Source organism: Eggerthella lenta DSM 2243 (genome assembly GCF_000024265.1).
GTDB lineage: Bacteria > Actinomycetota > Coriobacteriia > Coriobacteriales > Eggerthellaceae > Eggerthella > Eggerthella lenta.
Window position 1 is genome coordinate 3,324,117 of sequence record NC_013204.1, and the last position, 14,257, is coordinate 3,338,373.

At 64.1% G+C, this 14,257-nt stretch carries 15 protein-coding genes; 6 read left to right on the forward strand and 9 right to left on the reverse strand.

Annotated elements, in window-relative coordinates:
- Positions 1 to 26: 26 nt before the first annotated feature.
- From ELEN_RS14350 to ELEN_RS14365, 4 genes are all read right to left on the reverse strand, one after another.
- Positions 27 to 638: a cyclodeaminase/cyclohydrolase family protein gene (locus tag ELEN_RS14350; RefSeq protein WP_009609036.1), complete on the reverse strand. Its 612-nt coding sequence runs from the start codon at positions 636 to 638 to the stop codon at positions 27 to 29.
- A gap of 128 nt (positions 639 to 766) precedes the next feature.
- Positions 767 to 1,426, reverse strand: a complete 660-nt coding sequence (locus ELEN_RS14355) for a hypothetical protein (RefSeq protein WP_015761435.1) — start codon at positions 1,424 to 1,426, stop codon at positions 767 to 769.
- A gap of 244 nt (positions 1,427 to 1,670) precedes the next feature.
- Complete coding sequence (locus ELEN_RS14360; protein ID WP_015761436.1) at positions 1,671 to 3,338, reverse strand: formate--tetrahydrofolate ligase; 1,668 nt, start codon at positions 3,336 to 3,338, stop codon at positions 1,671 to 1,673.
- A 287-nt stretch (positions 3,339 to 3,625) separates the two neighbouring features.
- Positions 3,626 to 4,408 carry a type III pantothenate kinase gene (locus ELEN_RS14365; RefSeq protein ID WP_009305224.1) on the reverse strand — a complete coding sequence of 261 codons (783 nt, stop codon included), beginning with the start codon at positions 4,406 to 4,408 and terminating at the stop codon, positions 3,626 to 3,628.
- A 124-nt stretch (positions 4,409 to 4,532) separates the two neighbouring features.
- On the opposite strand from ELEN_RS14365, the gene ELEN_RS14370 reads away from it, so the two are divergent.
- Together ELEN_RS14370 and ELEN_RS14375 are read left to right on the forward strand one after the other, a co-directional pair.
- The gene (locus tag ELEN_RS14370; RefSeq protein ID WP_009305225.1) at positions 4,533 to 5,228 is read left to right on the forward strand and encodes a response regulator transcription factor; all 696 of its coding nucleotides are present in this window, start codon (positions 4,533 to 4,535) and stop codon (positions 5,226 to 5,228) included.
- 230 nt (positions 5,229 to 5,458) lie between these two features.
- Positions 5,459 to 6,256 (forward strand): sensor histidine kinase, encoded by a 798-nt coding sequence (locus tag ELEN_RS14375; RefSeq protein WP_226844391.1) that lies wholly within the window; start codon positions 5,459 to 5,461, stop codon positions 6,254 to 6,256.
- A 92-nt stretch (positions 6,257 to 6,348) separates the two neighbouring features.
- Here ELEN_RS14375 and ELEN_RS14380 read toward each other — a convergent pair whose 3' ends face one another.
- The gene (locus ELEN_RS14380; RefSeq protein WP_009305227.1) at positions 6,349 to 6,840 is read right to left on the reverse strand and encodes an HsmA family protein; all 492 of its coding nucleotides are present in this window, start codon (positions 6,838 to 6,840) and stop codon (positions 6,349 to 6,351) included.
- Positions 6,841 to 7,031: 191 nt separating this feature from the next.
- On the opposite strand from ELEN_RS14380, the gene ELEN_RS14385 reads away from it, so the two are divergent.
- From ELEN_RS14385 to ELEN_RS14395, 3 genes are read left to right on the forward strand one after another with little or no spacing between them, the layout of a single operon-like run.
- Positions 7,032 to 7,610: a TetR/AcrR family transcriptional regulator gene (locus tag ELEN_RS14385; RefSeq protein WP_009305228.1), complete on the forward strand. Its 579-nt coding sequence runs from the start codon at positions 7,032 to 7,034 to the stop codon at positions 7,608 to 7,610.
- 30 nt (positions 7,611 to 7,640) lie between these two features.
- Positions 7,641 to 7,928 (forward strand): nucleotidyltransferase family protein, encoded by a 288-nt coding sequence (locus tag ELEN_RS14390; RefSeq protein WP_009305229.1) that lies wholly within the window; start codon positions 7,641 to 7,643, stop codon positions 7,926 to 7,928.
- Positions 7,918 to 8,256: a HepT-like ribonuclease domain-containing protein gene (locus tag ELEN_RS14395; RefSeq protein WP_009305231.1), complete on the forward strand. Its 339-nt coding sequence runs from the start codon at positions 7,918 to 7,920 to the stop codon at positions 8,254 to 8,256. Before ELEN_RS14390 ends, ELEN_RS14395 begins: the two co-directional genes overlap by 11 nt.
- Positions 8,257 to 8,337: 81 nt before the next feature.
- Here the strand turns inward: ELEN_RS14395 and ELEN_RS14400 are convergent, their stop codons facing one another.
- The 4 genes from ELEN_RS14400 to rpoN all read right to left on the reverse strand — a co-directional run bounded on the left by ELEN_RS14400 (position 8,338) and on the right by rpoN (position 13,609).
- The gene (locus tag ELEN_RS14400; protein ID WP_009609074.1) at positions 8,338 to 9,255 is read right to left on the reverse strand and encodes an electron transfer flavoprotein subunit alpha/FixB family protein; all 918 of its coding nucleotides are present in this window, start codon (positions 9,253 to 9,255) and stop codon (positions 8,338 to 8,340) included.
- Between the two features lie 10 nt (positions 9,256 to 9,265).
- Positions 9,266 to 10,033 carry a putative electron transfer flavoprotein FixA gene (gene fixA, locus ELEN_RS14405; protein WP_009305235.1) on the reverse strand — a complete coding sequence of 256 codons (768 nt, stop codon included), beginning with the start codon at positions 10,031 to 10,033 and terminating at the stop codon, positions 9,266 to 9,268.
- A 78-nt stretch (positions 10,034 to 10,111) separates the two neighbouring features.
- The gene (locus ELEN_RS14410) at positions 10,112 to 12,154 is read right to left on the reverse strand and encodes a sigma-54 interaction domain-containing protein (protein WP_015761437.1); all 2,043 of its coding nucleotides are present in this window, start codon (positions 12,152 to 12,154) and stop codon (positions 10,112 to 10,114) included.
- 30 nt (positions 12,155 to 12,184) lie between these two features.
- Positions 12,185 to 13,609 carry an RNA polymerase factor sigma-54 gene (rpoN, locus tag ELEN_RS14415; protein WP_009609088.1) on the reverse strand — a complete coding sequence of 475 codons (1,425 nt, stop codon included), beginning with the start codon at positions 13,607 to 13,609 and terminating at the stop codon, positions 12,185 to 12,187.
- Between the two features lie 196 nt (positions 13,610 to 13,805).
- Here rpoN and ELEN_RS14420 point away from each other — a divergent pair, with 196 nt between their 5' ends.
- Positions 13,806 to 14,234: a GNAT family N-acetyltransferase gene (locus ELEN_RS14420; protein ID WP_009609080.1), complete on the forward strand. Its 429-nt coding sequence runs from the start codon at positions 13,806 to 13,808 to the stop codon at positions 14,232 to 14,234.
- Positions 14,235 to 14,257 lie beyond the last annotated feature (23 nt).

Sequence of the window (14,257 nt, forward strand, 5' to 3'; positions counted from 1 at the left end):
TGGTTCGCGTCGTGAAACTGGCGATGTTACCGTATCGCGTCCATGGTGTAGGCGAGAATTCCGTCGGCGCGCTCGTTCGCCTCGGCGATAAGCCGATCGGCTTCGGCGCGATAGCGATCGGCGCGCGCTTCGTCGTCCATCGAGGCCGCGTTGATGTAGACGTTCATGCTGGCCGCCACCACGGCCGCGCGTGCCAGCACCGCCGCCGCACCCGCGTCCGAAACGGCCAGCTTGCTGCCGTTACGCGCGAGGAAATCGGCATGGTCGATGACCTCGGCGCACGTGCGCATGATGATCAGCGGCACATCGCACGCGGGTCCCAGCGCCAGCTGCAGCGCCGCCTGCTTCGCCGCCGCCTCCTCGGGCGTGGCCTTCGGCATGCGGTACGACGCGGCCAAAGGCTCGAACGCCTGCGCGTCCGACTCGATGAGCGCGAGCAGCTTGTTGCGCAGGAGCGCGAGCCGTTCGAGGGTCGCGCGCACGTCGTCTTCCACCGCCGCATACGTCTTCTTGCCCACGGTCAGGTTGCCCACCATGGACGCGAGCGCGGATGCCACAGCCCCCACGTAGGATGCCGCGCCACCTCCGCCAGGCGTGGGAGCCGCGCTCGCCAATTCGTCGATAAAGGTGGTGTCCAAGAAGATCCTCCTCGTCGCCGCGCTTATTGGTACCTGCATGATACGACAAGCCGACCGAAACGCGCGGAATCCTGAGATAATCCGCACGCTTCGGTCGGCAACCACCGCTTGGACGGTCAGCCCTCTTGCTACACGCTAAACGGAACGGGATCCTGATGCTCGGGGAAATCGATTTGGGAGATCATCTCCGATGTGATTCCAACCGATTCCAGCGTTACCGTTTCAGGTGCGGGAGGAGGCTCGGGAGGTTCGCCGGGAAAGGAAGGGCCCGGGTCGAAGACTTCTACGGCTTCACTCGAATGAGGCGTCACGTACAGCGCGCCGGAAGAATCGCAAGGCTGCAAGAGCGCACAGGTGCCAGGATCGCTCAGCATGTTCTGAACAACCTCGAGCCCGACGTTCGACATGGTGGTACCACCAGTAACGGCACCGGGATCGCACTTATAGATCCCGAACAACGCCACCACCTTGCCGTTGGAGTAGACCGCGTATCCTTCGCTCTCATCGCGCACTACGTCTCCGTTTTGGCGCGCGCTATACATTGGGATTACCTGGCTGAGCGCGAGGTTGTCGAAGTCGATGTCATCTGCGAATTGCAGCGCGCCCGTATAGACCTCGCCACTTTTCACTTGGGACATGTGCATCTTCGCAATATCCAGAACTTCCTGCTGCTTGAAGAACTTCTTTACCGGATTGTCCGAAAGCGCAATGCCGACAAGGACGACCGCGAGAAAGAGGGCGAAAGCGACCGCAAAGACCGCTTTCGCACCGTTGCTAACAGGTTTCATATCCTTCGACCCCTTTCACGGATCTAGCGCGAAACAGACGCGGATCTAGCGCGAATTCTCAGGGAGGGAACCAGGGAGAAGCTGAGATAGCAAAGCCCGGGCGTGAACCCGGGCTCCCACATTAACCTGCGCCGCCCGAAGGGGATCGTGTAGCCACCTAAACTCACATCCTGGGCACAGCCGGTAGGCGTAGTATACGACAGGAGCGCCCCCGATTTCAACCGAAATCGGGGGCGCTCCAAGCTTAGAACAGGCCGGAGATCTTGCCGGTTTCGTCGACGTCGATGCGCTCGGCGGCGGGCACCTTCGGCAGGCCCGGCATGGTCATGATGTCGCCGGTCAGCGCCACCACGAAGCCGGCGCCGGCCGACACCTTCGCGTTGCGCACCGTGATGCGGAAGCCGCGCGGCGCGCCCAGCTTCTTCTGATCGTCCGAGAAGCTGTACTGCGTCTTCGCCATGCACACCGGCATGCCGCCGAAGCCCAGGTCCTCGAGCTTCTTGAGCTCGGCCATGGCCTTCGGCTCGAAGTCCACACCGTCGGCATGGTACACGCGCGTGGCGATGGCCTCGATCTTCTCGGCCAGCGACAGGTCGTCGCCGTAGGCGAACTGGAAGTCGTTCGGCTCTTCGCACAGGCGCACCACTTCGTCGGCCAGGGCCAGGCCGCCCTCGCCGCCCTTCGCCCACACCTCGGACAACGCCACGTTCACGCCCAGCTCGCGGCACTTGTCCTCCACCAGCTTGAGCTCGGCTTCCGTGTCCGTGGGGAAGCGGTTGATGGCCACGACGCACGGCAGCTGGTACACCTTCGTGATGTTCTCCACGTGCTGCAGCAGGTTCGGCAGACCCGCCTCCAACGCCTCGAGGTTCTCGTCGTTGAGATCGGCCTTCGCCACGCCGCCGTGGTTCTTCAGCGCGCGCACCGTGGCCACGACGACCACCGCGTCGGGATTGAGGCCCGCAAGGCGGCACTTGATGTCGAGGAACTTCTCCGCGCCCAGGTCGGCGCCGAAGCCGGCCTCCGTCACGCAGTAGTCGCCCAGCGCCATGGCCATGCGCGTGGCCATGATGGAGTTGCAGCCGTGCGCGATGTTGGCGAAGGGGCCGCCGTGCACGAACGCCGGCGTGCCTTCCAGCGTTTGCACGAGGTTCGGCTTGAGGGCGTCCTTCAGCAGCGCGGCCATGGCGCCCTGCGCCTTGAGGTCGCCGGCCGTGACGGGCTTGTCGTCGCGCGTGTAGCCCACGACGATGCGGGCCAGGCGCTCTTTGAGGTCGGTGATGGAGGTGGACAGGCAGAAGATGGCCATGATCTCGCTGGCAACCGTGATGTCGAAGCCGTCCTCGCGCGGCACGCCGTGGGCCTTGCCGCCCATGCCGTCCACCACGTTGCGCAGCTGGCGGTCGTTCATGTCCACCACGCGCTTCCAGGTGATCTTGCGCACGTCGATGCCCAGCTCGTTGCCCTGCTGGATGTGGTTGTCCAGCATGGCGGCCAAGAGGTTGTTGGCCGCGCCGATGGCGTGGAAGTCGCCGGTGAAGTGCAGGTTGATGTCCTCCATGGGAATGACCTGGGCGTATCCGCCGCCTGCAGCGCCGCCCTTCACGCCGAACACGGGGCCCAGGCTGGGCTCGCGCAGCGCGACGACCACGTTCTTGCCCTGGCGAGCCAGCGCGTCGGCCAAGCCCACCGTCGTGGTGGTCTTGCCCTCGCCGGCGGGCGTCGGGTTGATGGCCGTCACCAGGATGAGCTTGCCGGGCGCGTGCTCCTCGTCGGTGAGCAGGTTGTAGTCCACCTTCGCCTTGTTCGTACCGTACAGCTCGAGATACGACTCCGGCACGCCCGCCTTCTCGGCGATCGCGCTGATGTGCTGGGGTTTCGTCGCCTGGGCAATTTCAATGTCGCTCAACACGTCGGGCCCTTCCTTTCGTTCCCGCCCGCTCATTGCAGACGGCGCGGCTTTTCTGATAGAAGCATTCTACCCGCCGAACGCAACGGGAACGAGAAGCATTCCTCCAACAGCGCAAGAAAGCCAACGTTGCGGCAAATAGGCCGCGACGCATGAAGCTCCGTCGGGCCACATCGAACCCGCCGTCGCACCGAACCCTACGAGACGACCCCGCGTCAATGATGGTCTGAAGCAGCTGCGTCGGCGAAACGGCTCGGCGCGAAACAGGGTAGGGCAACGCATCGCGCGCCTTAAACGCTGGCGGCGCCTTCCTGCGCTTCGTACACGAGACGCAATCCCTCGAGGGTCAACTCGGGGTTGATGGCGGTGATGGTCTGCGACTGGGCCGCCACGCGCGAGGCCAGGCCGCCCGTCGCCACCACAGGCGTCTCGTAGCCCAGCTGGGCGAAGATGCGGCGGATGATGCCGTCCACGCGGTCGGCCTCGCCGTACACGATGCCCGCCTGGATGGCCTCTTCCGTGTTGTGCCCGATGGCGGTATGAGGGTCGACCAGGTCGATGGCCCCCAGCTTCGTGGCGTGCGAGAACAGCGCGGAGGCCGACGTTTCCACGCCTGGCGCGATAACGCCGCCGATGAAGCGCCCGTCCGCGTCGACGACTTCCATATTGGTGGCCGTGCCGAAATCCACCACGATCACGGGGGCGCCGTACAGCGCCTTCGCGGCCACGGCGTCGGCCACGCGGTCGGCCCCGATTTCATGAGGGTTGGGATAGTCGGCCTCGAACAGCGAGCCCGCCGTTTCGGCCGAGCACACGAGCGCGTCCTTCCCGATCATGCGATACGCGGCCGCGCACCATGCCATGGTGAGCGCGGGCACCACCGAGGCCAGCGCCACGCCGCGAACATCATCGAGCTTCAAGCCCTCGGACGCCAGCAACGGCACCAGTTTCACACGGAGCTCGTCGGAGGTATGGCTTTTGTTCGTGGCCACACGCCACCGATATTGCAGGCTCCCGTCCTGGTAGATCCCCACTACGGTTTGCGTATTTCCCACGTCGATGGCAAGTAACATGTTCCTGACAGTCTCCCTCGGTCGCACCCCGAATGCTTATAGTTGCTCTCGACATTATAACAACCCGCCCACGCGCATCTGTCAGGCACCGGCAACGGGAGTCCATCTGATAGAAAGGCAACACATGAACGACACCCCGCATCGCATTCTCGTTGTTGACGACGAGCCCTCTATTACCGAATTCGTCAGTTACGCCCTCAAGAAGGAGGGGTTCTTCACCGACGTGGTGGACAACGGCGAAGACGCGCTGGCGTTGGCCACGAAGAACTCGTACGATCTGTTCGTGCTCGACATCATGCTGCCCGGCATGGACGGCTACGAGCTGTGCCGCCGCCTGCGCTCGAAGACGACCGTCCCCGTGTTGTTCCTGTCGGCTCGCGACACCGAGCTGGACAAGGTGGTGGGCCTGGAAATCGGCGGCGATGACTACTTGGCGAAGCCCTTCGGCGTGCGAGAGCTCATCGCACGCGTCCGCGCCCTGCTGCGCCGCGGATCGGGCGGCGACTTCCCCGGCGCTAACCACGCCGTCACCGCCAGCGGTATCACGCTTGACGAGGACGCCCACACGGCGTCGGGCGCGAACGGCGAGATCGACCTCACACCGCGCGAGTTCGAGTTGCTTGCCAGCCTCATGAAGAACGCCGGCAAGGTGGTTTCGCGCGAAGATCTGCTGCGCGACGCCTGGGGTTGGGAATACTTGACGGAAACCAAGACCGTCGACACCCACATCAAGCGTCTGCGTGATAAGATTGAGTCCGCCGGGTACGATCCCGGCTTGGTGGAAACGGTTCGCGGCTACGGATACAGGTTCAAGCAATAAAAAGACTGCAAACATACTTCTCGCTGCTGGCAACGCTGCTTTCGCTTCTCGCCGGCGCGGTTCTGGTTCTGATTTGCTTCCTCGCCTTCGACACTCCGTCGAAGGCGTTTTTGCTGCTTGCTCCCGTCGGTCTTGTGGTGTTCACGTTCAGCCTTATTATCGGACATTTCATATCTGAACCGCTACGCCTCTTGGCAAAGAAAACCGCCGCCTATCGCACGGGAACCGATGTGCCGTTCGAACCCGACGGCCGCCTGTACGAGGCCGACCAACTGTCGGCCGATTTCAAGGCGCTCGTGCAGACCACGAAGTCGCAGCAGCACGACCTGGTGCTGAAGGAGCGCCGCCAAGCAGCATTCATCAGCGATGTGGCGCACGAGCTGCGCACCCCGCTCACTGCCATCCGCGGCAACGCCGAGATGCTGGAAGATCCGGATCTACCGCCCGAGCTGCACGAGAAGTTCTGCTCGATCATCATCGCCGAAAGCGAGCGCCTGAGCCGTCTTACCCACGACTTGCTGACGCTGCAGCGCATCGACGACAACGCCATGCCCATGGAGCTATCGCGCGTGAACCTGCGCGAGCTGGCCACCGGCGTGCTCGACGCCCTGGAGCCCATTCTGCGCGACCGCCATGCGAACACCGAGATCGTCGGCGAGGCGCCCGACGTGCTGGGCGACCCCGATCGCCTCAAGCAGGCCGTGACGAACCTCGTGGAGAACGCGAGCCGCTTCATCGAACCGGACGGCCACATCACCATCGAGCTGTTCGGCCTGAAGGGCAACTCCATCCTGGCCGTGAAGGACGACGGCACCGGGTTCGGCGACATCGACCCCCAGCTGCTGTTCGACCGCTTCTACCGCACCGATGCGTCACGAAGCCGAGGCACGGGCGGCACGGGGCTGGGGCTGGCCATCGTGAAATCGGTGGTGGAATCGCACGATGGCACGGTGGAAGCCATCAACCTGCCTGATGGAGGGGCGTGCTTCATCATCGCGCTACCGTCCATCCTGCCCGGCGAACGCTAGCATCCTCAAACACGCAAATCCGGGATCGCCCGATCGCGATCCCGGATTTGATAGCGAGCGCGCATGCCGCTCGCGACTCTGAAAGCCAACGCCTAGTGCGCGGCGGTATGCGCATGACCCTTCCCGCCGCGGAACAGCACGAACGCCAGCACGGCAACCACCACGACGCTGGTGCCGATGGCGCACACCGCCTGCAGATGGATCATCGGGATACCCACCAGCATGCCGATGATGTACGGGACGAGCCACGCAAGCCACACGAACGTGCTGAACGTGTGGAATCGATGCATCCCCCGCTCGTTATGACGCACGTACGTGACCGTGGCCCAAACGGCATGCACGAGCATCAGCACGATAGCAAGCAGACCGGTGACCGCGTGGATCCCGAATCCTCCTGCGGACGATTGCTGCGCGATGTTCGACATGATCATCGTGCCGGTGGTATCGCACACGAGGCCGCCCCAAAACAGCAGCACATGGCGCAGCGACAACGTTCCCGAACGACGCTCCCCGAACACTCCGAAGGTGTACAGAACCAGCGCGCAGGTGATGGCGACACTCGCCACGATCAATTCGATGCTCATCGTTGCGCTCCTTTCTTCTTTGCTAATATGAACTAAGTTCATTAATGAACAACGTTCATATTAGAGAGGCCTGCGCTCGGAGGCAATGACGGACGAAAATCAACCACCATTTCTTCACGAGCTACGCATGAGTCTTCCTCTACAATGAGGGAAACGACCGGATCCCGAGCTTCCGCACGCGGGAGGTGCGCATGGGCAACAAACCCGTCATCAGCAAACAGCAGATCCTCGACACCGCCTTCGCGATTGCCAGCGAATCGGGTCTTTCCGGGCTGAGCATCCGCGAGGTCGCGCGCGCATGCAATGTAGCCGTGGGCACCGTGTACAACTCCTACCCCACCAAATACGACCTGGTCAACGACGTGGTAGGACGATTCTGGAACGAAGCGCTGGCCGACAGCATGCCCGGAGCCATTGCCGGCGATGACTTCATCGGCTTCTGCGAGGGGCTTGCGCTCCAGCTGTCGGGAGCGCTGGCGAGGTTCCGCGACGACTGGCTGACGGAAGTCGCCGCGCTCGACGCGAAGGGCTTGGCATCGGCGCGCAAGCGCGAGGAGGCGTGCTTCGCGCACATCCGCCGCGGCCTCGTGGTGGCGCTCGAACGCGATCCGAACGTGGCGCACGACCGCCTGCTGGGAGCGCTGGCCCCCGAACCGCTGTGCGCGTTCGTGTGGGACAGCATGCTCTCGTCCATCAAACGAAGCGATCCCCGATGCGAAACCCTGTTCACCCTCCTGCGCCGCACGCTGTACGAGCCCCCATTCGCATGAGATAATGCAACAATACGAAAGGAGGCCAACATGCTCGATATAGCCACCATCTCCGAAAGCGTGAACAATGCCGCGCATGAATTTCCGATCAAAAGGGTCGACCTTTTCGGATCGTATGCGGAAGAACGTCAGACCGAAAAAAGCGACGTCGATCTATTAATCGAATTCACCTCGATAGCCGTTTCGCTCCTCCTGCTTGCATCGCTGCGCGATCGGCTGGAGAAGGATCTTGGCACATCGGTCGACATCGTGCATGCGCCCATTCCCGATGGCTCTATATTGGATGTGGGAAAAACGGTAACGCTCTATGAACAATAGAGATCGAACCGTCGTCGGCAAAGTGCTCGACGAAATAGCCATCGCCGAATCGCTCATGCAGAACGAGGATCTCGCTTCATTCCTCGAAGATGAGAAGCTCAAGCGTGCCGTATGCATGACGGTTATCAACATAGGGGAACTCGTTAAAAATCTTACCGAGAGCTTTCGCCTTATACACGCCCAGGTGCCCTGGAAAGCCATTGCCGGCTTTCGCGACATAGCTGCGCACAAGTATCAAACGTTGCGCATGGAAGACGTATACGCAACCGTCTCGGACGACTTTCCGTCGCTTCGCACGATGCTAGAAGCCATACTGGAAAACGAATAGCGATCACATTCAGTCCCCTGCCATCCCGGGAAAAGGACGACAGGGGACCACTTTCGCTACAATGGGAGGCTAACGGGTCGTTTAGAGAGCTGCGAGCACGGGGAGCACTTTCTCCAGGTCGGCTACGAGGCCGAGGTCGCAGTGCTTCATGAGCGGAGCGTTCTTGTCCTTGTTGACGGCCACCACGAACTGCGATTCCGCCATGCCCACGGTGTGCTGCACCTGGCCCGACACGCCGAGGCCGATGTACACGTCGGGCTTCACGACGGCACCCGAAACGCCCAGGTAGCGACTGTGCGCCATCCAACCCTCGCCCTCGGCGATGGGGCGCGTGCAAGCCGTCTCGCCGCCGATGCGCGCCGCGTACTCCTGCGCCTTGCCTAGGTTCTGCTTGTTCTGGATGCCGCGGCCCACGCACACCACGACCTTCGCGGAGCCGAGGTCGACCACCTCCTCCTGCTTCTCCTGGCGCCCGACCAGCTTGATGGGACCGGGCTCGATCGACGCCGCCGCGCGCTCCACCGTGCCGGCAGCCGGCGCTTCGTCGATCTCGAACACGCCGGAGCCCACGAGCACGATCGCCATCCCCCGCGCATGCTCGACGCGCTCGGCCGCACCGCCGTACGCCATGTGCGCCGCCTCGACGCCCTCGTCGTCAAGCTTCACGCGCGACGCGTCGGTGACCACCGGCACGCCCAGACGCACGGCAAGGCGGCCCGCCACGCACTGCGTGCGCTTCGACATGCGCGCCAGGATCAACGTCGGCTGCTCGGCTTGGACGACCTCCTGGAACGCGGGAACGCAGTCCTCGTACAGCGCACCCTCGGGAACGGCGCCGACGTGCATCACGCGCGCACCCCACGCCGCGATGCGCTGCGCGTCGGCCTCGTCGCCGGCCCACAGCGCAACCGGCCTCCCTCCCAGCGCCCGCGCCCCGCTGCACAGCTCCTCGTACGCTTCCGCCGTGTCGGCGAACACCGCAATCGTCTTATCGCTCATGGATGCCTCCTTACAGCCGCTCGCGCACGCGTGCCGCGAACGCCTGGATCGTCTCGTCGTCATCGCCTTCGAGGATCTCGCACGCGCGATCGCGCTGCTCGGGCGCAAGCGTGCTCACCACGTCGATGGCCTCGTCAAAGCCGTCGAAGCCCACATCTTCGAAGGAAAGAACGCGCGAGGGCTTCTTGCCCGCGCCCAGGATGTCCTTCATCGAGGGGATGCGCGGGGTGTTCATGTCGGCGACCACCGACAGCACGGCCGGAAGCGGCACGTCGAGGCGCTCGACCACCGCGCCCACCGTGCGCTCGACATGCGCGACGCCGTCGTCGAGCTCGATGGAGCTGACGGCGTTGACGGTAGGAAGCCCCAGCAGCTCGCCCAGCTGCACGCCTACCTGCTGCGCATAGCGGTCGGCCGACCCCTCGCCGCACAGCACCAGGCTCACGTCGTCCAGCTGCTTGACGGCCGCTGCGAGCACCCGCGCCGTCACCGCCGATCCGGCCTCGGGCAGCGACGCGTCTTTCACCGCCACGTTCTCGTGCGGCCCGCGCGCGAGGATGGCTTTCTTCAACTTCGAGTCCTCCACCGGATCGCCCCCGGCGGTCAGGCTGACAAGCGACGCGCCGGAAGCCGACGCCAGCTGCGCGCCGGCTTCCACGGCGTTGAGGTCGTAATCGCCGATTTTGAGCGCAGCGCGCTCGAACGACAGCGTGCGATCGGCCTGCACGACCGCGTCCTGCTCGTCGGGCACGATCTTGTAGCACACAACGATGTTCATGAATCACTCCTTTTGCTTCTCGGGAATGCGGTTCCGCACCTCCGAAAAGCAAAAAGCGTGCCAGCCTGCCCAAGCGCTCTAGAACGCGTCGTCCATGCTTTCGAGCACCACGCGAACGCGCAGGTGAAGGCGGTTGAGCAGCTCGGAGAGCTCTTCGTGCGTCAATCCGAGCTGCCGCCCCACCGCCGCGAGGTCGCCTTCGTGCTGCGCGAGCAGCGCCTGCACAAGATGGCGCTCCTCCGACACCGCATCGTCCTCGACGCCCTCCCGCATCGCCCCCGCATCCTGCTGCACGGCCACGGCGGCGTGGGCTACCGGGCCGTCCGGCATGGCGTTCGCCGCATTCGCGATATGGGGCGGCAGCGAATCCACGGTGACGTTGGCGCCCTGGCCCTGCATGATCAGGCAGCGCTCCACGATGTTGCGCAGTTCGCGCACGTTGCCCGGCCAGCTGTAAGCCTGCAGCGCCTCGATGGTCTCGGCGGGGAAGGGCGTGCACGGCACCTCGAGCACCGAGGAAAGCTGCCCGTTGAAATAATCCACCAGCGGCGGGATGTCGGCGGAGCGCCGCCGCAGCTGAGGCAGGCGGATCTCCACAAGGCTCAAACGGTAGTACAGGTCGCTGCGGAACTTCTTCTCGGAGATCAGACGCTCGATGTTCTGGTTCGTCGCGGCGATCACGCGCACGTCGAGCGTCTTCGCGGTGTTCGATCCCAGCTTCGTGACGCTCTGCTCCTGCAGCACGCGCAGCAGGCTCACCTGCATGTCCACCGGCATCTCGCCGATCTCGTCGAGGAACAGCGTGCCGCCGTCCGCGAACTCGAACTTCCCCACCGCGCCCGTCTCGCGCGCCCCGGTGAACGCCCCGCCCTCGTAGCCGAACAGCTCGGTGGCCAGCAAGTCGCGCGGCAGGGCGCCGCAGTTGATGGCCACGAACTCGCCGGTGCGTCCGCTGCGACGATGCAGCGCGCGGGCCACCACTTCCTTGCCGGTGCCCGTCTCGCCCAACAGCAGCACGTTCGTCTTGATGGGCGCGACCTTCTGCACCATGCGGTCGATCTTCTTCCACTCCTCGGTTTCCCCGATGTAGTCCACCTTGTCGCCGGTCGGCATGACTGCGGCGTCGCTGCGCCGGCCGGTTGCGCTGCGGGCGTTGCGCTCGGCTTCGTTGCCGTCTTCGAACACGAGCATGACGAACGGCTCCTGTCCTTCGACCTCCACCTTGCCGTGCCGCACGAGGTTGAGCTCGTGCACCGCGCGCGAGCGCCCCTTCTTGAATCGGATGGGCAGCGGTGCCTCCAGCTTGTCCGGCAGATCGAGCACGTCCTGCACGGAGAAGTCCTTTCCCAGATAGGCGCCGAGCGATTGCGAGCCGTACGAATACTGCTCCCAGCCCGGGCAATATGCGCGCATGCCCGCGTTGCCGCCCAGGATGCGGCCGTTGGGGTCGATCAGAAGCACCGGGTGCTCGTAGGCCAGCATAAGCGGTTTGAAGAAGTCGACCGTGGACAGCAAAGCGCCCGCCTTCGCACCGGCGCGATGCAAGTCGTTCGTCAACGAGACGCCGATGCGGCACAGCTCGAGCGCGCTTTGCGGCAAGACGGCGAACGGGCTGTTGATGTTCATCGCGCCGTAGTACTTTCCCGCGGCATCGAGGTAGGGAACCGACACGCCCGAATATGTTTGCACGATGGCGCGATAATGCTCGAACCCGTCGACGCGCACCGGCTTCTTCTCGTAGGCCACCAGGGTGGCGTTGCCGGTGCCCACCTCCTCTTCGCGCGTGAACGTGCCGAACGTGCGCGGATACACCGCCAAGGGCGACATCAGCTCGAACACGAAGTTCTCGCCGTCCATCAACGACACGTTGCAGCCCAGCATCTCCTTCAGAAACTTCATCACCGGAGCGGTCGATTTGAGCGATGCCGCGAAACGCTGCCGCTTCTCTTCCAGCAGCGCGACGTTCTGCTCGGTGAAATCGCTCGACCATGGGTTCACGCCGGCGGCGCGGCATCGAAGCCATGAGCGAGCTATTTCGGGGCGCACCTTGTCTTCGAGGATGGTGCCCGTGCTGACGAACGTCTTCCAGGCCTCTATCGCGTGTTCTTTTCGATATACCACGTACGCTCCCCTCCCTTTCGATCGAGTACCTTACCGTCTTCGCTGCGACTGCCGGCCGATGCCCAGCGCCTCGCGGTACTTCGCCACGGTTCGCCGTTTGATGTCCACGCCCTCGCCGTTCAGGATGGCGGTGATCGTCGCGTCGCTCAAAGGCGTGCGACGGTCCTCTTGGGCCACCAGGTCTTTGATGCGGTCTTTGATGGCAAGCGACGACAGCGCATGGCGGCGCTCCTCGGCCGTGCAGGCGACCGAACTTGAGAAGAAGTGCTTGAGCGGGAACACGCCCCACGGGGTGAGGGCGTACTTGTCCTGCACCGTGCGGCTGATGGTGGACACATGCACGCCCAGCGCATCGGCGGCCTGCTGCATGGTGAGCGGGCGCATCCGCGCCTCGCCGCCCATGAAGAAATCGTATTGGACCTCGGCCAGATACACGCCGAACCGATGGAGCGTCTGGCGCCGTTGGTCGATGTTCGCCAGCGCTGCATCCGCCTCGGCGCGCTTCTCGTGCAGCCACTCCCGCGCCTCGTCGTCCATGCCCCCGCGCTGCTCCATGCGGTCGTAGGATCCGTTGAGCACCAGCGTTTCCGACAGCTCGCCGGTAACCTGCACCGAGAAGGCCGTGCCATCGCGCCTGATGGTGATGTCGGGGATGACGTACACGGTGCCCTTGCGCTGCGAGAAAGACGAGCCCGGGCGAGGGTCGAGCGTGCAGATGACCTCGCGGATGGCGGCAAGGTCGTCGATGGTCAAATGGTAGACGCGCATGAGCTTCGTCGTGCGGTTTTCGGCGAGGTCGTCCAGCCCGGTGCGCAGCATGTCGCGAATCACGTCCGCATAGGGAAGGCCGTCGTCGATTTGCAGCGCAAGGCATTCGGCCAGATCGCGCGCGCCCACGCCGCGAGGCGACAGCTGCTGCACGAGCTCGAGCAGCCGCTGGCCGTCCTCTATCGAGCGCCCCGCTTCGGCGCAGAGCGCATGCATGCTGCCGGAGAAGTACCCGTCGTCGTCGATGTTCTCGATAAGGGCGTCGAGCAGAGCGCGGTCCTCTTCGCCGACGCGCACGCCCGTCAGCTGCATGCGCACATGGCTGTGCAGCGTTTCCGTTTGAGAGCACTCGTCGCGCAGACGGGCCAGGTCGAACCCGCGGGCATCCCAGGCGATCGCCGACGGCGGGCGCGCATCGAACCCCTCGGCAGCCGTTTCGGCATCGGCCGCAGCGTCGCCGTCCTCCTCGTCGGGCAGCTCCTCGAACGAGAGGGAACCGTGATCGTAGTCGAAATCGAGCAAGGGGTTGCGCTCCACCAGGTCGCGCACGTACGCGTCCAGGCGCGCGACCGGCAGCGACAGCACCTCGAGGCCCTGGATGGCCGTGGGAGCGAAATGCTGCTTGGTCCGCACCGAGACGTTGGAGCGCGCCTCCATGCGTACGGCTTGGCTCGGACAATCCGACATGCAACCCCCTTGCTGCGACGCGCTTCGGCCGCTTTCCCTCGACAGCCGCGCGATTTCACCGACGAGCGGTGCTCATGCTCTCATTTTAAGATGATTCCGTGAAATTTTCAACCAATTATGCGATATTATAAACTCTAGCACGATTTTTGCTAATTGTTTTACTAATCTATGGAGAAAGCTCAGGAAGGACCCCTTCATGACGTGCGATCCATCAACCCCCACCATCCGCGAAGCTACCCAGCAGGACGCCGCCGCCATCGCGCGCCTGGCCGAAGACGCCGGCATGGGCACGCTCACCCCGCGCGGAACGTCGTACGTCGCGCTGGACGGGGACCGCATCGTCGGGTTCATCCGCATCGTCGAAGCCGAAGGCGATCGGTACGTCAGCCCCATCGTGGTGGACCCGCAGGCGCGCAGGCTGGGCGTGGGACGCGCGCTCATGCAGGACGCTCGGACACGCTACGGCGCGCTGCTGTTCGTCGCACGCGGCCCGGCGGTTCCGTTCTACACGGCGCTGGGATGCGAGCAGGTAGAGCGCGAGCGCATTTCGCCCGACCTCGGCGAAGACTGCGACACCTGCCCCGATTTCGCCGCCTGCCGCCCCGTCCCCATGATCTACCGGTAACGTCCTGAAGGGGGTCGCCCCCC

What these genes read in the sequence shown, in the direction of transcription:
- ELEN_RS14355 (WP_015761435.1), bottom strand. Translation starts at nt 1,426, where the DNA reads ATGAAACCTGTTAGCAACGGTGCGAAAGCGGTCTTTGCGGTCGCTTTC.
- rpoN (WP_009609088.1), bottom strand. Translation starts at nt 13,609, where the DNA reads ATGTCGGATTGTCCGAGCCAAGCCGTACGCATGGAGGCGCGCTCCAAC.
- ELEN_RS14385 (WP_009305228.1), top strand. Translation starts at nt 7,032, where the DNA reads ATGGGCAACAAACCCGTCATCAGCAAACAGCAGATCCTCGACACCGCC.
- fixA (WP_009305235.1), bottom strand. Translation starts at nt 10,033, where the DNA reads ATGAACATCGTTGTGTGCTACAAGATCGTGCCCGACGAGCAGGACGCG.
- ELEN_RS14395 (WP_009305231.1), top strand. Translation starts at nt 7,918, where the DNA reads ATGAACAATAGAGATCGAACCGTCGTCGGCAAAGTGCTCGACGAAATA.
- ELEN_RS14365 (WP_009305224.1), bottom strand. Translation starts at nt 4,408, where the DNA reads ATGTTACTTGCCATCGACGTGGGAAATACGCAAACCGTAGTGGGGATC.
- ELEN_RS14400 (WP_009609074.1), bottom strand. Translation starts at nt 9,255, where the DNA reads ATGAGCGATAAGACGATTGCGGTGTTCGCCGACACGGCGGAAGCGTAC.
- ELEN_RS14390 (WP_009305229.1), top strand. Translation starts at nt 7,641, where the DNA reads ATGCTCGATATAGCCACCATCTCCGAAAGCGTGAACAATGCCGCGCAT.
- ELEN_RS14380 (WP_009305227.1), bottom strand. Translation starts at nt 6,840, where the DNA reads ATGAGCATCGAATTGATCGTGGCGAGTGTCGCCATCACCTGCGCGCTG.
- ELEN_RS14370 (WP_009305225.1), top strand. Translation starts at nt 4,533, where the DNA reads ATGAACGACACCCCGCATCGCATTCTCGTTGTTGACGACGAGCCCTCT.
- ELEN_RS14420 (WP_009609080.1), top strand. Translation starts at nt 13,806, where the DNA reads ATGACGTGCGATCCATCAACCCCCACCATCCGCGAAGCTACCCAGCAG.